The following is a 20620-nucleotide window of genomic DNA, read 5'->3' as shown; positions in this document are numbered from 1 at the left end:
GGCACCGCGGGTCAGGCCGCACGTGAGCAATGCTCCAGACAGCGGTGCGTAAGCGGTGATTGCGCGTGGTCGCGGTCCCGCGAAGGCAGACCAAGGCGCTCGATTCTGTTACCAACGACGACCATGACCGGTGACTCCGTTCTTCACAGCGTGCTTGTTCAGGGGCGCCTCGCCTATGCGATGCGCCGTGCTGCGGCTGCGCGCGAGGGTACGTTAGGACTTCAGATCATGACGCCGTCGTTGCTGGCGGCGCGCCTTGCCGGTGGGCTGCTCCGCCCAGCGTCCCGCGAGAGCATTGAAACAGGCATTCGCGCGGCGCTGAGCCAACGCGACGCACTGGAGGACATCGCGCCAATAAGCGGTTTACCCGGAACAACCCGCGCTGTGCTTCGCACCCTACGAAGAATTTGGCGCGCGGGGCTTGACCTTCGTACGGGCCCATACGCCGTGCAGCCGCGTGTCAAAGATCTGGCATGGATCGAGGACACTGTGCGCCTTCACCTGCAGCCGGGCGAACGCCTGCTCCCAGACTTGTGCGATCTCGCGCAGGCCGCCGTAAGGTTTGCTCCTCGCGTGATCGGACCGCTTCGTATTGAGGGGGTGCACGCCATGGATCCGATCTGGCGACCGCTCATCAACGGGTTGCGTGAGTTCATCCAGGTTGAATGGGATGCGCCCACGTTTTGCGACACCGGCTGGTTCCATGGAAGCACCCGGCACGTCGCCATCAAGGAAGGCATTAAGCGCGGCGTGAGCTGTGCCGACCCGCACCACGAGGCGCTGGAAGCCATGCGATGGGCCCGCGAACTCCTCGCTTCCGGACGGGCTCGGGCTTCTGAGATCGCCATCGCCACAACGGCTCCGATGGCATGCGATGACTACATGCTTGCGCTGGTCTCGGCTTCTGATCTGCCGATCTGTTTTTTGCACGGCCGGCCGGCGCTCGCTACGAGGGACGGTCAACGTTGCGCAGCCCTCGCGGATGTGCTGCAGGGCGGACTTAGCCAGGCGCGCGTGCGGCGACTGCTTTCCCTGGCAGCCAACCAGGGCACGATCCTGGACGACCTGCCGGATCACAGCCTGCCCGTGCCGGGCGAGGCCTCCCTCTCGACAGCGGTCGATTGGGAGCGGGCGCTGGCGCCCTACCCCGAAACGGCAGCAATTTTGGTGCCGGTGCTTAGGCTCCTCGAATCTGGCACGGGCGCGGCCGAAGAGACAGCCGGATTGCTGCTTCGTGGGCGTTCCCGCAGACTTTGGGATGAAGCGTTGCGATCGGCGCCTGCCTCAGCCCTCATGTTTTCGCTTGAGGCGTTGCGTGTCGCTGATGACCGGGATCCGGCTGCTGCCATCGCGTGGTGCTCCGCCGATGAACTTGCCGCTTCACCGCGTCGCTTCGCATGGTTGATAGGCCTTACAACCGGCGGATGGCCACGTAGCGGCGGGCTGGACCCGATCCTGCCCGGTTACATCATCCCCTCGGCATTAAGCGACCCTGATCCGATAGAAGCAGGAGATCGGCGGTGCCTTGACAACATTCTAGCGTCCACAGAAGAGGTAGTCCTCTCCAGCGGAAGACTCTCCAGCGAAGGAAAGCGCGTCGGCCCAAGCGCTCTGATGCCCTACTTCGAGAAGATCAACGTTCTTCATCGTGATACGCCAAGGGGGCATACTCTGACCGAAGCCGATCGTCTCCTTGCCCAAGAAAAGGACAGGAGCGCGGATCCGATAGTCTCCTCAGCGATGGCGGCCTGGCACGATTGGGGCTTGCGAAGCCTGACGCCCCACGACGGGCTGCTAGCACATGAGCATCCTTTGCTCTCGATATTGCTTACCAAGCCCCAATCGCCCACTTCGCTATCCCGACTTCTGCGAGACCCCCTCGCCTATATCTGGTACTACGCTCTCGGTTGGCGCGACCTGGTCCACAAGGAACGTGGACTAGTACTCCCGGCCGACGATATGGGCCTTCTTGTTCATGAACTCCTGCGTCGTGCCGTCGACCATCTCGAGCCGAAGCCCGGGTTTATCGTAGCCGCCCGGCACGAGGTCGAGGAAGCGCTTGCGATAGCATCCGCGGGTGTGATCGAGAGCTGGCCTTTGGTGACCAACGTGCCGCCTCCTGTGCTCTGGACCAACACCGTGAGGCAAGCGGCCGAAATGAGTTTGGCCGGCCTTACCTTCGAGACATTCACGGAAGCCGGAACGCGCTCCTGGACCGAGGTGCCGTTCGGCGGCGAGAGCCGCGAGGGAGATCTGCCCGTGTCTCTGCCATGGGACCCAGCTCGGCCCGTGGTTCTCCCGGGTACAGACATATGCATCCGTGGGACCATTGACCGGCTCGATCTTCGCGCCACAGCGGCCGCGGTGCGGGTCACCGATTACAAGACGGGGCAGAGGCCGAAGGCTCCTGACCTGATGACGATCGACGACGGTGCTGAATTGCAGCGCGTGCTGTACTCACTGGCCTGCCGCCAATTGCTGCCCGACACAAAACCACTGATCGCTCGCTTGATCTATCTTCGTCCGCCGGTCAAAGTCTCCCCTCTGAAGAACCCTGACGGCATGATTGATTTCGTCGCCAATTGGGTAAAGCTCGCACGCAGCGTGCTGCAGGCCGGCTTCGTCTATCCAGGCATTACCACCAAGCCCAATCATCGTTTCGGGAGGATCGCTCTCCCTGCGGCCATCAGCTACCTGGAACGCAAGAGCAACGCCATTCGCGAAACTGCAGGCCCGGAGCTCGCAGCCCATTGGGGAACGAAGTGACCCAAACGCCTGATGATCGGCAACGCGAGCGGGCGCTCACCGATCTGGACTCGACGCTTCTGGTTGAGGCATCTGCCGGCACCGGCAAAACCTCACTTCTTGCCGGGCGCGTAGCGATGCTGCTCGCTGCGGGACGCACTCCATCAAGCATTGCCGCCATCACCTTCACGGAGCGCGCAGCCGCCGAACTTCGCGTGCGTGTCGACAAATTTGCCAGCATGCTCGTCAATGGAACCGTGCCAAAGGACCTGGAGCCTGCTTTTCGACAGCGCCCTCTGAGCGACACCCAGAGCGAAGCGCTGTCAAGCGCGCGTGCCCGCCTTGGTGAGCTCACGGCTTCAACGATCCATAGCTTCTGCCTCACCATTTTGCAGAGCTACACCGTTGAAGCACGCATTGATCCGGGCGCCGCAGTCATGGATGCAGAGCAGACCGACCTTGCTTTTCAGTCCATATTCGAGTCCTGGCTCAACGAACGGCTCGGCCACGGTGCGCGTACGGATGATCCGATAGTGGTCATGGCCGCGCACGACCCATACGTGGCGGTGAATACCCTGGAGTCGTTGGCCAAGTTTCGTCGCTCCCACCCTGAGGCCCGACCGCTGCCGCCACCACGCTATGCTGACACGGTCCACGACCTTATTGACGCGGTAGCCAACTTCCGGCGCTGGATCGGCCGTGTTCCGGCTCCTAACGAAGCAATGAATGACGTCGCCGCGTTCGAAGAGCTCGCTAACTTCCTTGCGCCCGCTACTTCCGGCGCCCTCGACTTCTCGCAGTTGTGGCTGCTCGTGCATCCAAAGAGTGACGCGCTGCTACCGCGCGGAGGACATGTCGTTTCTCGACACAAAGGTCGAATAAACCTTTGGTCGCGGTCGACCAGCAAGGCGGATGGTCTGGAACTCTCTGCGGTAAGCAAGGAGCATTATGAACTGTGCGCCAGGCTATTTGCCGATTCAATCGGCGCAATCGCCGATACTCTTCTGGCCAGTTTTTTCGGCGAGACGGACGAACTCGTTGCCGCATTCGACGAATTCAAAAGCAACGCCGCCGTCCTCGATTTCGACGACATTCTGATTCGAACGCGAAACCTCCTGCGCTCGGACGAGAAGGTGCGCGACGAAGTCGTTGCCCGTTATCGGCATATCCTGATCGATGAATACCAAGACACGGACCCTATCCAGTCCGAGATCCTGTTCCTGATCTCAAGCGAGCCCGGAAGTTCAGAGTCGTGGGACAGGCGCAAGCTTCGTCCCGGATCGTTGTTCATGGTCGGCGATCCCAAGCAGGCGATTTATCGCTTCCGCCGTGCTGACCTCAAATCATATCTGCGCGCGCGCTTGGCGATAGAAGCACAGTTTCCAGGGAACGTCCTTCAGATCTCGGCGAACTTTCGCTCGGGAAAAAGCATCCTAAAGCATGTCGACCGGTTCTTCGCTGAACGTTTGACGAAGCAGCAAGGTGGCTATGCCGCGCTCGAATCAACTGTCGCCGAAGACCCGAGCCGAATCCAAAGTATCGCAAAGCTAAGCTACCATGTTGACCCGAATAGCTACGTCAATCCGATACGCGACCTCGAAGCCAAGGCAGTTGCCGAACTCTGTGCGAGCCTTATCGGAAATGTATGGATCCGCCGCTCCGGTGGGGAGCTCGCGCGTGCGGAGCCAGGCGACATCGCTCTTTTGACGCCCCGGCGCACGCAACTCTGGCGATACGAGCGCGCGCTTGAGGAAAAGAAGCTTCCCGTTACCTCACAGGCAGGCAAGAACCTCTATCGGCGACAGGAGTCTCAAGACTTCGTCGCCTTGGTACGTGCGCTGGCGGACAGTCGTGATACCCTCGCACTCGGTGCCGTCCTCCGCGGCCCACTTGTCGGACTTACGGAGCGCGAGCTTCTCGACATTACCCTTGCCCTGCGCAAACAGGATGATGATGCGGTCTTCGACTTGAATGCCGACCTGTCGGTCGTGCACCACCCTGTCGCAAGCCATGTCATGCAGTGTTTGCAGGCATTATGGCGTAAGCGTCGTGGAACGACGCCGTATGCCCTGCTCTCGGAGGCGATCGAACGACTCCGCATCATCCCGAGCATTGCCGGTCGAAGTTCAGATCAGCGGGCTCGCTCGCTTGGCAATCTCTACGTTCTGCTCGAGCGCGCACGCGGCTATGATGTACGCGGGCTCAAGCAGTTGGCTATTGATCTTGCCTCCGAATGGGAAGCCGAACTCCCGGTCGATGAAGCTCCGTCGGATTATCAAGGCAACAGCATCGACATCGTTACCGTTCATAAAGCGAAGGGCTTGGAATGGCCAATCGTTATTCCGATCAACTTCGTAACGATGCCAGAAAGCGACGAGGACTTCTTTTTTCGTTCGACCGACAGCAGCGTGCACTGGACGCTTGGCGACGTCATCTCGAGCACCCTTGATGCGGCGATTGCTGCCGATCGAGCCGAGGCTGCGGACGAACGGGAAAGGCTGCTATACGTGGCTTGCACACGTGCTCTTGATCTGCTGGTCTTACCCGAAGCGAGCTGGGCCCCCGACGGCGGTTGGGCTAAATTCTTCGATCTGGGCCAGTCGGTGCTGGAGGAGATAAAGTACCCGCCGCCCCAGCGTCCCGAACCAACTCAGTTTTTCCCCGTGATCGAACAGCCGGCTTCGATCTTCGCTGACGAAAGCGAGCGCATTTTACGCATTGCACCAAGGATCGATTGGCGTCGGCCGAGCTTGGCAGATGTCGACCGAGAACTGCTCGATCGCGCAACGATCGATGTAAGTACGAGCGAGAGAGATACCGCCGCCGGGACGTTCGTCCTTGGCGCCGGCGCACTGCGAGGCACAATTCTTCATAAGCTCATGGAGGAGCTGCTGACGGATATGCTGGATCCGGTTCTCACACAATTGACAGACCGGGCATCCGCCCTCATACAAGAGGCGATTATCGCGGGGGCGACAGCGCCTGAGCCATCAGAACTGGCGACTACAGCGTTACGTACCTTTTCGCATGAGACGCTGAGGACCTACATCCCCAATCTCATTCCAGAAGTACCGCTTTTCGGAGCGAGGTCCGACACAGTTCTTGTGTCGGCGCGGGCTGATGCTATCGCGTTCGAAGGTGGCGTCCCTGTCGTCGCTTTCGATTGGAAGAGCGATGTCGCGCCCACGCCGGACGACTATGAAGCGCACGCGAGCCAGTTGCTTGAGTATCTCGAGTTGATTGGAGTCGAGAAAGGTGCCCTCGTATACATGACGTCTGGTGACATTCGATGGGTGTACCGCGATCCCAAGGAAACGTCCCTAACGTAGCGGCGCTGCAATTGCGGCTGACACATGGGTAGCGCGCCCAAGAATTAGGCGTAAGCGCTGGCATACCCAAGAAACTCCGCCTGCGCGGTCCGTTCCGGGCTCCATCGCGACGCTCCCTGTGGCCGCTCGCGCAGATCGCAAACCGTAAGTACGAGCCTGTTCTTCGCACGGGAAATCCCGACAAAGTATGCCGAGCGCTCCTCATCGATCTTTCCCCAGAACGTCTCCGCTTCGACGCCCATGATGATCACCGAATCGAATTCCAGACCTTTGCTCTTGTGGATCGACATTATCCTGACCGCGCGATCGGCCGAGAAAGCCGTCAGCGCAGCGGACAACTCTGTTCCATCCTTCAAAAGATCAGAAATCCGATTCACCGTGCCTTCGATCAAGTCATTCAGTCTGTTGCCCTGGGCGTAATCCGCTGAAAGGGTCACGACGGAGTCCCTTCCGACTTGACCGATGAGTTCGCTCACGAGCTTCGTCATCGCGACGCTGTCGACCAGGTTTACCTGTTTCGTGGAAATTCGGTGACGAACGTCGGCAACAAACCCTCCCCATCGGGAGCGTGCACGGTATTCCTGTTCGTCATCGAGAGCTTCGTCGTAAACGACGGTTTCCAGCAGTCGACGATAGGCTTCCGGTTGAGCATCACTACCTACCACGAGCAGGAAGTCCGTTATCAGGCGCGCGATGGGCTCGGAGGCGATATCCTGCGTCTGATCTTCCTCACGAAAGGGAACTCCTCGCCCGCTCAGCGCTGCCCTCAGCGTTTGGCAGTAAAGGTTCTGTTGCTTGCTAACGAGCACCGCGATCTCCGACGGCTCGATGGCCTCGCTTTCGATCCAGGTACTTATTGCGTCGGCAAGACGAGCGGCTTCCTCCGTGTCGTCTTTGAAGTGAAGAATTTCGATCTCGCCACCTTCACCCTGCAATTCGTGATCGTCGAGCGCTGCGGCAGGGTCCATCACACGCACCATCGCATTCTGCATTCGACGAAGTCGAGGCGCCGACCGGAAGTTCTGGTAGAGGTTCAGTGGCCGGGCGTCGAAGTCCGCCGCGTAGGTCTCGAAGATACCTTCCAGCGCGCCGGCCCAACCCATGATCCTTTGCTTGGTGTCGCCAACAGCGACGAGCTTGGCATCTGTGCCCAGGAAGCATGCCGTGATGAGCTTGTATTGATCCTTTGTGCAGTCTTGAAATTCATCGAGAAAGACGTGGCTGTATGTCTGCCGAATAGCATTCCTTGCGATTTCACTGGTCTCGACAATCTTTACCGCCAGCGGAACCATGTCCGCGAAGGTGATTGACTGTCTTAGTACCCGCGCTGGCCCAATGCTGTAGTCCGGATCGAGCGCGTCTCGGCCAGTGAGAGCTAGCCGGAAGCGGTCGATAATGCGCTTGGCGAAGGCATGGAACGTGTGGCTGCTAAATCTTGCCGCGAGGTCGGAGCCGCAACGTTTCCTGACCCTCACCTTCAGATTGTGGCTCGCGTCGACCTTAAACGAAATGGCTAGGATGCGTCTCGGATAGCGACAGGTGCCTGTACAAAGGAGAAAGTCAGCGCGTTGAGCGAGCATCTCGGTCTTGCCGGCACCTGGGCCAGCGGTCAGAGCCAAGTTCCGCTCAATCTCTGTTGCAGCGATCAGTGCATTCGGTTCGAGCTTGAGATTGTCCGACGGTAACCATCGCTCAACTCTGATCATTCCGGCAACGCCTTTAGGTCTGCACGAACGCGCTTGAGCAGACGCCCGAGCACTTCTGGCATCCCGTCCAACAGCTCCCGATCCGTTAAGCTGGCCATTGCCTGAATGTGCCACGCCGGCTTGCTGCCAAGTTTGAAGCGCGAATTGTAGGCATCAAAGTATTCGAGTTGCTCATCTGTGTACTGGTTTCCGACGACGTCGTGCTTCTTGCCGAGCACCGCGTTGAGCGTGCCATCGTCCGGCTCCTCGAGCTCGCCCTCCTCCAAGCCGTATGCTTGCGGGTAGGCGATCAACATAAGGAAATCGAGGTCAAGCGGTGACGAATAGAAGACGCCGTGATCTTCGAGGCGTGCGAGCCACCCGTCGTCTTTCACCATCAATCCCTGGTCGTCGTCCCACTTCGGAATGGATTTCACTTGCGTCTCCTTAAATCCGAGTTTGGCGATATCGCTGTGCGCAAGTAGCTGCTTCGCCGCATAGCTTATCCGGCCCCATCCTCCCTGATGCCGCGCAAGATCCAGATCCAACAGTGTGACATGGGGTATCCCCAGGCCATGCAAAAGGCGCCAGAAATGGTTGACGTGCCGGCCTCCCAAAGGAACCACAGAAATAGAGGAGTCGTCAGCCAGAATGCCGTCCGCAGCAAAGAGCCTTGGCAACACCACCTCCTCGCTATCACCTTCGCCCAGCACGACGAAACGAGAGAAATACAGTTCCGGGAACGCCTGAACACCCTCGCGGACAAATTTGAGGGCTTCCTCGTCGTCAGGCAACTCAATGGATTTGACGATCGTTGCGCGCTCCGCATCGAGCCGCATGTATCGCACGCTCTCGGGGGGTATGCGCCGCATCAGCGACGGCGAATGTGTGGCAAGTAATGCCTGGCCATCACGGTCCCGAGCGAAATTCTCCAGAGCCCTGACCACCCGGCCAAGATAGTGCGGGGACAGGCTATTCTCGGGCTCCTCGATTGCAATCAGGGTGAAGACGGCGGGTCGGAGCTTGTCGATGTCGAAAGCGTCAGCGAGTTCTCCGCCGAGGGCCTTGGCGCTGATCTCATGCATGCCAAGGACGATCGAGAGGTACAAGATTGACTGTTGCCCATCGCTGAGCCGGGAGAAGTCGACTAATTGTTCGCCGTGGCCGGGGGTGAAACCAATACTTAGATGGCGCAGAAGATTGTCCAGCTCGTTGCGTGCAAACGAAATCGAGGGGTCAGCGAAATAGCTGCCCTTGTGAAGAGTACCCCACTGAGACGACAACGCGGTTGTCATTTCGTCGATAGCTTCGTTCTCGACCAGGGTTAAGCCGATCTGCTCCGTCAAGTTGGAGATTTCTTCGCGTTCCTTGGCCCAATTCGCTGAACGCAGAGCCCGCCCTAGAAGCGCATTGGCCGAGTAAGAGATGTGGTCCGCGGGATCACGGCGGGCGGGAAGGTAGTGGACCTGGATGGCGTTTCGATCGTGCTTCGCCACCCGTCCTTCCTCTAGTGGATGTCCATCGTCATCCACCTTGATAACGAACGTAAAGCTTTCTTCGATGTCATCGTCCTGGTCGAGCCTACCATGCAGCCGGAAGCGCACCTGCGCCGGCCCCTTGACGCCGATCAACTGCATGTGGGCAAAATTGCCCGGAACCGCGGGTGCCTGCTGGTCGCCAGCCTCGCCTACAAGCTCGGGAAATTCAAAATCAGCTTCTATCCATAACGCTCGTTCCACCGGAGCTTGCTCTGGCTTCTCGTCGTGGGGGACATGGAAGTCTGACTTCTTCAATTTCCGATGCGCAGGATCGAGGCTGAACATCCTGGCAAGCGCCTGCAGGACGGCGGTTTTCCCGGCACCATTGGGGCCGAGCAGAAACGTCAGATCGTCCAGACCTAGTTCGGTGAAGTCGGCACTGAACGACCTGAAGTTGCTTAGGCGCAACCGCACGAGCTTCATGTTCCCCCCTTTAATTCCAGCAATTCCAGCCCCTGCATCGCTAGACAGATGACTTCATTGGACACGCGCAGCTAACGCGATGATTGTTTTTGAAAAACTGTCTTTTCTATCAAATTCGCAGCACTTTTCGCCGTATTTTTCGTCGTGAGCGCAGCAGCAACATTTTGAGGTCTGAAGGGGCCGAGTGGCTATGCCGGTCGTGGCGTATCGGCCTGGATTTCGGGCCGTCGGGTTGTGGTCTGAAGCTTGTTGGCTAAGGCTTCTTCAAGCTCTTTACCAAACCGCCCAAGATCTCGTTTATGCGTGCTGGAGGAATCAGAGCCGTCATATCGATGCGTATCGCCAGTTGCCCTTGGTCAGACCTGAAGGCGGCATCGACAATTGTTGGATTCAGGTCGGCGTAGCCCTTTGGAACGGAAATGGTCATTTTGTTGGGATCAATCGCCCGCTCCAGAGCCTTTTTTGCCTGATCATTTATGTTTACACCGGCAATATTAAGCAGGCCGTTCGCGATAAACACAAACTGCCCACCCAGCTTGATATTCGGCTGACCTAGGACCAGGCCGAGCGACGCATCCCCGGTCTTCTGAAGTTTGACCGGCAGCGTCGCATCGAATGGCTGGGTGAAGCTCTTGTTCTTGATTGGGCTCCCCGGTCGGGTCTTTGGACAGCCGAATACGTAATGTCCGCCGAACGGAAGATCTCCGCGACAGCCTGTGGAGTCCCAGTAGGTGTCGGGGACTGGGTTTTCCAGGCAGGTCCAGCCGTCCACGTCCCCCGACAGGACGACGACCGCATTGTCAGCTTCAGCCATCAACGCACGGTTTCCCAAGCTTACGACGGGATTGACCAGAGTGAAGCTTTTGCAGTTGTCGCGCGGGAGCGGAATGGTGTCAACGATCCGGGCAAACTTGTGCTGCAGATCGACGAGGCTGGCGTCTATAGTCAAGGAGAGGTGCAGGCCGTCCGCCTTCGTGTCCACTGCAAAGCTCATCAATGCCGACGTATCGACAGCGTTGCCCTGCACGTCCTGGGTAAGCACGATTGGCCCGACCGTGATTCGATCGCTTTGCGACGCCGGACGACTATCGGGACCAGGTGAGTTCTGCGCCGATGCTGTCGTGCAAAAGTAAAAATACAAGACGATCAGCAGAGCGCGCACGAGTCTACCCTTTTGCCTGTCTTCTCTAAGGATAACAACCTGCACATAATTCTGCAACCAGAGCGTTTAGGGCAAGGTCGACGTTTCTCGGGTGCGGAGTGCCTCCCCAAAATTGGACTTTTCCCGAGCCAGCAGATTTGTCACATTTATGAGGCCTCAACGCGGGCCGAAGATCGACCCGTGATTTTTGCCGACGAGATCGCCGCTCATGCTTCCGCTCGCTAAATTCTGGACTTGGCTCGGCAACTATTTCCTCCCCCTCGCGGTTGCGTGGGCCTACTTCGTCCGTAACGGCCCAGACGAAGGTGTGAAGATTTCCAGAGGCTACTGGGGGCTGGTTGCTTCACTAGTCGTGGGTACGCTGCTGATCCTCGCGCTGACGCTTTATATTCGCGAGGCTCGCAAATCCAACGCGATTATCGTCCCACCCAACACGACGTTCGAGACCGAGTCCGATCGCAACCTTGTCATTTCCTGGGGAAGCGTTGTGACATACTTCCTTACGGTACTCGCTGCATTGGTTGTGTTCTGCAGCAGATACGCGGACAGCAGGATCCACGAATGGGATAAAAATGTTCCGATGGCGCCGTCGTTCTGGGGGAGCCGGGTGGCGGTCTGGACGCAGAATTGCACTCAAACTTCCTGCTACGCCGTGGGCAATCGCTTCGGGGCGGATGGCAAGCCTCTCGACTACGTCGATCAATACCTTCCATACGTTACGGACCCAGCTCTCGTAGTACTGGCTCTGCTTCTCGTCTTGTCAGTCGTGGCGCTGCTGATTGTCATTTTCCGGCAACCTTTCGTGCAGCTGAGCCAGACTGATTATTAGCTAGACGATAATACTCCATTGACTCTCTGCGGGCTGTCGACGGCAGCGAACGCACCATGGCGTTTCGAGGTCTCCGTTGCGAGCAACTTCGAACACTAGCCAATTTTGGATTCGGGTAGCCGGCCGGGCGTCCACGGTTCCGGTTAGAGCTGGTCAAATGTTGGACCGGGCGACGGACATGCCTAGCGCGCGACGTTCTATCCGTTTCTTCGACGCCGTTTGTTCGGCTCTTCACTTCGTGAAAAGAATGGCCTTCATCGACCGGTGCGGATCGTTCGGTGCGGTCTTCAAGACTGCTAAGAAGTGCAGCGGGGATGACGAAACGAGTGGAACAGTTCCCGCTCACCGTTGAGCGGCTGGAAAGAGCACTTGTGCTGATCGCCTACCTCATTGAGCTTGATGGCGACGTGCACCTTTCGATGTACGAAAAGTTCGAGGCCGAACTCGGCGAATTGAAAACGAAAGAAGCTATCAAAAATCGGGCGCGGAAGCGCTTGGAATCCTACCTCAACGAGGGCGGTGGCTTGAAAGCAATTCGCTGAAGATATTTCAGCTTCAACTCAAGAGAAGGTCCCTTGCCATATTTCGGCTTGTAAGTGTCATGACCCATCAGACTATCGATCAAGCTATCTTGGGCTTCGGCTGCGATGAGTCGATCCTTGAAGCTGTGCCTGAGCGAATAGACCGTGTGCTCTTCTGTCGGGCGCAATCCGTTTTCCAGCAGAAACTTGTTGGCCGTCGCGGAGAATGTGGAGGAGTTGTCACGATATCGCGGGAACCCCTCCGGCTTCGCTTTTAGGGCCGCCAGCGCCGCGCCGACGAGAGGAATTTCCCGTAAGCTGTCGTCTGTTTTTAGCCGCCGACCATCAGGAAGCACGCTGACGTACGGGATCTTCGCGCTGAGGTGGATCGTTTTCCTGTTGAGGTTCACTATCTCGGAGGGCCGAAGTCCCGAGTCCGCAATAACATAGATGATATAACGCGCGTCCTCATTCAACCCATCCAGGGCGCCGTCAGCCAAAAGACGATTCTGGATGAATTTGTTCTCGTAAGGGGTCGGCTCCTTATCGACTTCACCCTTCAGGCGCAGGCCTCTGAACAGATCGGGCAGGCCCAAGCGGCGCAGAATATTCAATTCCTTGATCATGCCGCTCAGCTGGCCAATCTCCCGATTGGCGCTCTTTGCAGCTATCCCTTCTTGCACAACGCGGTCCCGCCAAAAGTTGCGGAAATCGATTGCATCATCGATTGTGAGCGCTGTGATGAACTTGTCGCTGACAACATCTACGAAACTCTTGACCACTCGCTTTCGGGCATTGCGCCATATCCTGAGTTGATCCGGCGAGAGATCTAAAACCTGATCCTTGGTCTCCGCCTCGTACTCTTCGAAGATCTTCGATATTTTAAAGACCGGCTTCTTTTTCAAACCGAGAACTGCCTCTCTGGCGCCCTCGTCATTGACGAGGTCCTTGGCCACTAGAGCTTCAAGACGCTGCAGCCGTTCGGCAGCCGGTCCGGCGACGAGCTGCGTGTTCTCGATGTAGTCGAAGCCGAGTTGGCGCGCTCGCCTTCTCGCTTCATTGTAGCTGTCCACACCCTCATTTGAGTCACTGTCCGCGAGCACTCGCCAGTGTTGCTCGAGGCTGCTGTTGAACTTTTCAGCGACGCGTGACGCACGAACTGCTGCGCGGTCTGAAGCGATCCGAATCTTGGTTGAGTGCTTCACAACACCGCGGCGATCGAGATGCGCAAACTCGGTTGGGACTCGACGTGCGAAGTGCCAAGTGCCGTTTCGTCTCGTCAAAAAATCGGGCATGAGCGCGAACGTGTTGGACGTTTTGTTGGACGGAATGTTGGACGTTATTTCTGTCGAAAATACGGATTCGGTCCGAAATTTCAATAAGTAGCGGAGATCTCTTGGGAAAGTTATTGGGGGATGGAGCGGGTGAAGGGAATCGAACCCTCGTATTCAGCTTGGAAGTCTTCAAATTTCCTTCGTACTTTCAATACACATTCCGACAATTCACAGCCTTTTTGCTTATTGAGATCGTTATAGAATTTTCTCTTGTCAGAATGGCGATCGACCAGTCTCGGCTTGCCGTCGGCATAGACCGTGCCCGACACCGCGCGTTAGGAAGGCTAGATCCGCTAAGATGTCAGACCGGGTAGATCGAGACCTTTGGCATGGGCACATGCAATGGCACTTTCATAACCCGCGTCGGCATGACGCATGACCCCCGTCGCTGGATCGTTCCAAAGCACCCTCTCGATACGCCGCGCAGCCTCTGGCGTTCCGTCGGCGACAATTACCATGCCTGCGTGCTGCGAATATCCTATTCCGACGCCTCCGCCGTGATGCAGCGAGACCCATGTGGCCCCGCTGGCACAGTTGAGCAGCGCGTTAAGCAGCGGCCAGTCGGACACGGCATCCGAGCCATCGCGCATCGCTTCAGTTTCGCGGTTCGGGCTCGCAACCGAGCCGCTGTCGAGATGATCGCGGCCGATGACGATCGGAGCCTTCAATTCGCCGCTCGCCACCATTTCATTGAAAGCCATGCCCAGGCGGTGGCGATCGCCAAGACCGACCCAGCAGATTCGCGCCGGCAGCCCCTGGAACTTGATCCGCGCTCTCGCCATGTCGAGCCAGTGGTGAAGATGTTTGTCCTCCGGCATCAGTTCCTTAACCTTGGCGTCGGTTCGGTAGATATCTTCGGGATCTCCCGAGAGCGCCGCCCACCGAAATGGGCCAATGCCGCGGCAGAACAGCGGGCGGATATAGGCCGGGACAAAGCCCGGGAAATCGAACGCATTCTTCAGTCCCATGTCCTTCGCCATCTGGCGGATATTATTGCCATAGTCGAGCGTAGGAATGCCCTGGGCGTGGAAATCCAGCATCGCCTGAACGTGGTCGACCATGGAGGTCTTGGCCGCGGCTTCAACCGCTTTGGGATCGGCGCTGCGTCGGGACTCCCACTCGCCGAGCGTCCATCCCTTCGGCAGGTAACCGTTGATCGGATCGTGCGCGCTGGTCTGATCGGTGACGATGTCAGGCCTCACGCCACGCCGCGCCAGTTCGGGAAAAATATCGGCGGCGTTGCCGAGCAGCCCGACCGAGACCGGCTTCTTGCTCTGCGCCGCCTCGCCCATGATCGCGAGCGCCTCATCCAGCGTGCTCGTCTGCAGGTCGAGATATCTCGTGCGCAATCGCATCTCGATGCGGCTTGGCTGGCATTCGACCGCGAGCATCGATGCCCCGGCCATGGTCGCGGCAAGTGGCTGGGCGCCGCCCATCCCACCGAGACCCGCCGTCAGGATCCACTTGCCCGCGAGGCTGCCGCCGTAATGACGTCGACCCACCTCGACAAACGTTTCATACGTCCCTTGCACAATGCCCTGGCTGCCGATGTAGATCCACGACCCGGCGGTCATCTGCCCGAACATCATCAGCCCGAGCCTATCCAGTTCGTTGAAGTGATCGAGTGTCGCCCAGTGCGGCACCAGGTTCGAATTTGCGATCAGCACGCGCGGCGCGTCGGGATGGGTACGGAAGATTCCGACCGGCTTACCCGATTGAACGATCAGGGTCTGATCGCTCTCGAGCCTGCGCAACGCGGCAACGATCCGATCGAAACTGTCCCAGTCGCGGGCTGCACGACCGATTCCACCATAGACGACAAGTTCGCTCGGCCGTTCGGCGACGTCCGGATCGAGATTGTTCATGAGCATTCGCAGCGGCGCTTCCGTCAACCAACTCTTGGCGGTGATCTCAGGGCCGCGCGGCGATCGGATCGTACGGTCGTTGTCCAGTCGACGGTTCACGACAAATGACCTCTCTCGACAAGTTTCGGAAACGGGTTGTTCTTAAGTACCGAAATCGCGGCAGCGGGCAATGCGCCGGCTGCGACCAGCGCCGTTGCCTTTCCAACATCGCTGGCCATGTAGCGATCGGCACCAAGCGCCGGCACCCCCTCACGCAGCATTGCTACAACCGCCGCAAGCGCAGGACTGGTCGAATGCGGCGCACGCAGCCCGATGCCCTGCGCCGCAACCAGCAGCTCGATGCCGAGAATGGTGGCAAGATTATCCGCCATATCAGACAACCGGCGCGCAGCATGCGCGGCCATCGACACATGGTCTTCCTGGTTGGCGCTGGTCGGCGTCGAATCGATCGAGCAAGCCGAGGCGCGCTGCTTATTTTCGGCATAGAGCGCGGCGGCGGTCACTTCGGCAATCATGAAGCCGGAGTTGATTCCGGGCTCGGGGGTCAGGAACGGCGGCAGGCCAAAGTTCAGCGCGGGATCCACGAGGGTTGCAATGCGTCGTTCGCTGATCGCGCCAATCTCGGATATGGCCAGTGCAATCTGGTCAGCGGCAAAAGCGACCGGCTCGGCATGAAAATTTCCACCCGAGACGATCTGCCCCGTCTCAACCAGTACCAGCGGGTTGTCAGTGACAGCATTGGCTTCGATGATCAACGTTTGGGCCGCCTGCATCAGGAGGTCAAGCGTGGCACCGGCCACCTGCGGCTGGCAGCGCAGACAATAGGGATCCTGCACGCGCTCGTCGCCTTCGAGATGCGAGTTGCGAATGTCGCTACCGGCCAGTAACGCCGTCAGCGCCGCGGCGGCTGCGATTTGCCCCGGATGTCCCCGCAATTGCTGAATCTCCGGGCGAAATGGCACCGTCGACGCCATTGCCGCATCGACCGACATCGCGCCAGTCACCAGCGTCGCGGAGGCCAGGCCATGGGCGCGCAACAGACCGGAAACGGCATAGGCCGCCGAAAACTGTGTACCGTTGATCAAAGCGAGACCTTCCTTTGGTCCGAGCGTCAACGGCGAGAGACCGGCGGCGGCCAGCGCCTCAAGGCCCGGGACGACTCTTTCACCGACCAGCGCCTGACCTTCGCCGATCATGACGGCTGCCATATGCGCCAGCGGCGCCAGATCGCCGGACGCCCCCACCGACCCCTGCTGCGGCACCAGCGGACAAACGCCTCGCGCCAGCATGTCCTGGAGTTGTTCGATGATCTCGCGGCGCACCCCCGAGGCACCGCGGCCCAGCGAGATGATCTTCAGCGCCATCATCAGACGAACGATCGGCTCTGGCGTAGGCGGCCCTACCCCACAGCAATGCGACACAATGAGGTTACGCTGCAGCAGTTCGGTCTGGCTGGCTGGTATCCGCTTCGACGCCAGTTTTCCGAACCCTGTATTGATCCCGTAGGCCGGCGCTTCCGCGCGTGCGGCCTCCGCAACGATCGCCGCTGCCGCCTCAACGCGGGGCCAGAATGACGAATCCAGGACGACGGCAGCGCCTGCAAGCACCTGCGCCAGATCGTCAAGGCCGACCCTTCCGGGCGTAACGACAATCGATGTCTTGGGCTCGCTCATCGTCCCATCCACACCCGGCTCTGCAACGGGTTGAAACCCATCCGGTAGATCAGCTCGGCGGGTCGATCGATGTCCCAGATCGCGAGATCGCACCGTTTGCCGGCCTCCAGCGTACCGGTCTCGCCGAGAATACCTAGCGCGCGCGCACCTTCGCGCGTCACACCCGCAAGGCATTCCGCGACCGTCATCCGGAACAACGTCGCGCCCATGTTCATCGCCAGCAGCAGCGACGTCAGCGGCGAACTGCCCGGATTGCAGTCGGTCGCAATCGCCATCTTCACGCCGTAGGCGCGGAACAGTTCAACCGGCGGCTTCGTGGTCTCGCGAATGAAATAGAACGCGCCCGGCAGGAGCACGGCCACCGCGTTTGCCCGCGCCATGGCCGTGACACCGGCCTCATCCGTGTGCTCCAGGTGATCGGCGGATAAAGCGGAAAATTCCGAAGCAAGTGCCGCTCCGCCAAGGTTCGACAATTGATCCGCGTGCAATTTGACCGGCAGCCCCAGGGCCTTTGCCGCACTGAACACCCGCGCGGTTTGATCGCGCGAGAAAGCGATGCCTTCCATGAAGGCATCGACTGCGTCGGCCAATCCGGCCCGCGCCACAGCCGGCAGCATCTCGCGGCAAACGAGATCGATGTATCGGTCCTTGTTGCCATTGGCCTCCGGCGGCAGCGCGTGCGCACCAAGGAACGTGGTTCGGACGCTGACCGGTCGGCTGCGGCTCACCGCACGCGCGGCCGACAATTGTCGCATTTCGGTTTCCGTGTTGAGCCCGTAGCCGGATTTGATCTCAATAGTCGTCGCCCCCTCGCCGATCAGCGCGTCAAGCCTCGGCAGCGCGCCGGCAACGAGCTCAGCCTCGCTGGCGGCCCGCGTCGCAGCGACCGTCGAGACAATTCCGCCGCCCGCACGCGCAATTTCTTCATAGCTTACGCCCTGCAGCCGCAGTTCGAATTCGTGCGCACGATTCCCGCCGAACACCAGATGAGTATGACAATCCACCAGTCCGGGCGTGATCCACCGTCCCTCGCAATCGATCCGCTCAGGCGCATCGGCATCAATTGGAAAGCCGGAGCTGTTGCCTGCAAAGACGATGCGACCGTCTCGCATGGCGATCACGCCGCGCTCGACTACGCCGAGGTCGGGCAGGTCCCCCCGCAAGGTGGCGAGCCGGGCATTGCGCCAGATTCGATCGAAGCTTTCGGCCATGTCGCATTCCCTTATGGGACGGAAGCTTGACGGAGATATATGTCTATACATATTGTCGCGCGGGTCTGTCCAGCCGGTTTTGAAAACATGTCCACTCTGCATTTCGGATCAGCACTACTTCCCTCTGGGTGGACTGATAACGTGCAGGTTACCGTGACGGATGCGACCATCACGAAGGTTACGGCCGGTACTGCGCCAGGAGCAGCCGATGAGCGTCATCCCCTGGCAATCCCGGGAATAGCGAGCCTGCATAGTCACGCGTTCCAACGTGGCATGGCAGGCCTCGCAGAAATGCGAGGCGATACCGCGGATACGTTCTGGACATGGCGCGAGACCATGTATCGCTTTGCGCTGGACATGACCCCCGAAGACACGGAAGCGGTCGCGACCCTGCTCTATGTCGAAATGCTCGAGCAAGGGTATACGCGCGTCGGGGAATTCCACTATCTCCATCATGACCATGATGGCGCGCCTTACGCTAACCCTGCCGAGATGGCGACGCGAATTGCGCGAGCTGCCGAGATCGCCGGCATCGGCCTCACATTGCTGCCGAGTTTCTACGCGCACAGCTCCTTTGGTGGCGCCCCGCCGCATGCCGGCCAGCGACGGTTCATCTGTGCGGTCGACCAGTTTGCCAGGCTAGTCGACGCCACACGGAGCGCTGTTCGCAACTTGCACGGGGCCAATGTCGGCGTCGCCCCACACAGCCTGCGGGCCGTGACGCCCGACGAATTGGCGGCCATCGTGCCGCTGGCCGAAGCAGGACCCATTCATATCCACGCTGCCGAACAGATCAGGGAAGTCGAGGAATGCATCGCTTGGTCGGGCCGGCGCCCAGTCGAGTGGCTGCTCGAACATGCACCCGTCGATCAGCGCTGGTGCCTCATCCATGCCACCCATACGACCGCGATCGAGATCGCCTCGCTTGCCGGCAACGGCGCAGTCGCCGGGCTCTGCCCGCTCACCGAGGCGAGCCTCGGCGACGGCATCTTTTCAACCCGCGAATTCCTTGATGCAGGCGGGCGGTTCGGTGTCGGCACCGATTCCAATGTACTGGTCGGCGTCACTGATGAACTGCGTCAGCTCGAATATGGCCAGCGGTTGAAACGCCGGGAACGCAACGTGTTGTCCGCCGGCCCCGGCATCTCAACCGGCCGCGCACTATTCGACGCGGCGCTCGCCGGCGGCGCTCAGGCGCTGGCGCAACCCATCGTCGGACTCCAGGCCGGCGCCCGCGCCGATATCGTGACCCTTGACGCCGCGCATCCGTCACTCGCCGGGCGCAGCAAGGACGCCATCCTCGACGGTTGGATCTTCGCGGCAAATGCGGGTGCCATCGCCTGTGTCTGGGCTGGCGGCGACAAAGTCGTCGAAAACGGGCGCCACCGGCTACGCCAGACGGCGCGCGAGGCGTTCAACGAGGCCGTGCGAAGGCTCGTGGCATGAACCTCGTCAGGGATCGCGACAAATTGCAGTCAACCGACAAGCCGACGCTGTACAAGCAGATCCGCCTCGACATCGAGCGCCGAATCCTGACCGGCGAGTGGCCGCCGGGTTACCGCATCCCGTTCGAGCACCAACTCATGACGCGCTATGGCTGCTCGCGAATGACGGTGAGCAAGGCGCTATCGGAACTAGCACGCGCCGATCTTATCGAACGGCGGCGGCGGGCTGGCACCTTTGTGAGCCGCCCGAAATTCTTGTCGGCGGTCCTCCATATCCCCGATATTCGCGCGGAGATTACCGCTCTTGGCCGCAGCTACGGCTATCAGTTGATCCTGAGCGCGCGCCGCGCCGCAAACGCCGCCGACCGGGCGCGTCTTGGGGTACGGAAAACCGGCAAAGTCATTGCGATTTCGTGCCGCCACAGCGCCGATGAGGTGCCATTTGCGATCGAGGACCGACTAATCGATCTCGACGCGGTGCCGGAAGCCGCCACGGTAGATTTTGCGATCGATCCGCCTGGCACATGGCTGCTTCACCATGTTCCATGGACGGAGGCTGAGCATGCGATCAGCGCCATCGTGGCTGACGAGGGGTGCGCGGCGGCATTGGACATCGCGATCGGCGCCCCTTGCCTCGTGATCGACCGCCACACCTGGCGCGGTGGACGGACACTGACTGCAGTGCGCCTGCTCTATTCGGGCGAGTCCCACAAACTGGTTGCCCGCTTCAAGGGCGGCTGAGAGGAGCATCAATGCGCATGACCCGGCACAATTTATGCACCTACACCATTATACGGCTGCACCATCCAACAGCCCCCGCGCGGATCTAGCCAAACGAACAGGACGCAATCCATCAACCG

At 59.6% G+C, this 20620-nt stretch carries 13 protein-coding genes; 6 read left to right on the top strand and 7 right to left on the bottom strand.

The annotated features are described in order from the left end of the window. The first annotated feature begins 123 nt into the window (after positions 1 to 123). Together BUA38_RS28390 and BUA38_RS28385 are read left to right on the top strand one after the other, a co-directional pair. Positions 124 to 2766: a PD-(D/E)XK nuclease family protein gene (locus BUA38_RS28390; protein ID WP_072823185.1), complete on the top strand. Its 2643-nt coding sequence runs from the start codon at positions 124 to 126 to the stop codon at positions 2764 to 2766. After that, positions 2763 to 6074 carry a UvrD-helicase domain-containing protein gene (locus BUA38_RS28385; protein WP_072826499.1) on the top strand — a complete coding sequence of 1104 codons (3312 nt, stop codon included), beginning with the start codon at positions 2763 to 2765 and terminating at the stop codon, positions 6072 to 6074. Before BUA38_RS28390 ends, BUA38_RS28385 begins: the two co-directional genes overlap by 4 nt. Positions 6075 to 6118: 44 nt before the next feature. Here the strand turns inward: BUA38_RS28385 and BUA38_RS28380 are convergent, their stop codons facing one another. From BUA38_RS28380 to BUA38_RS28370, 3 genes are all read right to left on the bottom strand, one after another. After that, entirely contained in the window at positions 6119 to 7780 is a 1662-nt protein-coding gene (locus tag BUA38_RS28380; protein WP_072823183.1) for a UvrD-helicase domain-containing protein, read from the bottom strand. Continuing rightward, positions 7777 to 9720, bottom strand: coding sequence for an ATP-dependent nuclease (locus BUA38_RS28375; RefSeq protein ID WP_072823181.1), 1944 nt, complete (start codon positions 9718 to 9720; stop codon positions 7777 to 7779). Before BUA38_RS28375 ends, BUA38_RS28380 begins: the two co-directional genes overlap by 4 nt. Positions 9721 to 9973: 253 nt before the next feature. Continuing rightward, positions 9974 to 10882 carry a hypothetical protein gene (locus tag BUA38_RS28370; protein WP_156898780.1) on the bottom strand — a complete coding sequence of 303 codons (909 nt, stop codon included), beginning with the start codon at positions 10880 to 10882 and terminating at the stop codon, positions 9974 to 9976. A gap of 208 nt (positions 10883 to 11090) precedes the next feature. On the opposite strand from BUA38_RS28370, the gene BUA38_RS28365 reads away from it, so the two are divergent. Together BUA38_RS28365 and BUA38_RS28360 are read left to right on the top strand one after the other, a co-directional pair. Beyond that, on the top strand, positions 11091 to 11711 hold the full coding sequence (locus BUA38_RS28365) for a hypothetical protein (RefSeq protein WP_072823177.1): 621 nt from the start codon (positions 11091 to 11093) through the stop codon (positions 11709 to 11711). 314 nt (positions 11712 to 12025) lie between these two features. Next, positions 12026 to 12253 carry a hypothetical protein gene (locus BUA38_RS28360; protein WP_072823175.1) on the top strand — a complete coding sequence of 76 codons (228 nt, stop codon included), beginning with the start codon at positions 12026 to 12028 and terminating at the stop codon, positions 12251 to 12253. Here BUA38_RS28360 and BUA38_RS28355 read toward each other — a convergent pair. The 4 genes from BUA38_RS28355 to hutI form a co-directional block, all read right to left on the bottom strand. After that, positions 12214 to 13611, bottom strand: a complete 1398-nt coding sequence (locus BUA38_RS28355; RefSeq protein ID WP_244553077.1) for a tyrosine-type recombinase/integrase — start codon at positions 13609 to 13611, stop codon at positions 12214 to 12216. The two genes, BUA38_RS28360 and BUA38_RS28355, sit on opposite strands and share 40 nt — an antisense overlap. Before the next feature lie 248 nt (positions 13612 to 13859). After that, complete coding sequence (hutU, locus tag BUA38_RS28350; protein WP_072823171.1) at positions 13860 to 15530, bottom strand: urocanate hydratase; 1671 nt, start codon at positions 15528 to 15530, stop codon at positions 13860 to 13862. Continuing rightward, complete coding sequence (hutH, locus tag BUA38_RS28345; protein WP_072823169.1) at positions 15527 to 17104, bottom strand: histidine ammonia-lyase; 1578 nt, start codon at positions 17102 to 17104, stop codon at positions 15527 to 15529. Before hutH ends, hutU begins: the two co-directional genes overlap by 4 nt. Then, a complete protein-coding gene (gene hutI / locus BUA38_RS28340; RefSeq protein WP_072823167.1) occupies positions 17101 to 18315 on the bottom strand; it encodes an imidazolonepropionase in 1215 nt (404 codons plus the stop codon). Before hutI ends, hutH begins: the two co-directional genes overlap by 4 nt. 87 nt (positions 18316 to 18402) lie before the next feature. Between hutI and BUA38_RS28335 the strand changes: the two genes are divergently transcribed. After that, a complete protein-coding gene (locus tag BUA38_RS28335) occupies positions 18403 to 19761 on the top strand; it encodes a formimidoylglutamate deiminase (protein WP_072823165.1) in 1359 nt (452 codons plus the stop codon). Further along, a complete protein-coding gene (gene hutC / locus BUA38_RS28330) occupies positions 19758 to 20501 on the top strand; it encodes a histidine utilization repressor (protein ID WP_072823163.1) in 744 nt (247 codons plus the stop codon). The genes BUA38_RS28335 and hutC overlap by 4 nt, the downstream gene beginning before the upstream one ends. Positions 20502 to 20620 lie beyond the last annotated feature (119 nt).

The organism is Bradyrhizobium erythrophlei (assembly GCF_900142985.1).
Taxonomy (GTDB): domain Bacteria; phylum Pseudomonadota; class Alphaproteobacteria; order Rhizobiales; family Xanthobacteraceae; genus Bradyrhizobium; species Bradyrhizobium erythrophlei_B.
The sequence above is the reverse complement of the archived record's forward strand: the minus strand, read 5'-3'. Positions and strand labels throughout refer to the sequence as shown.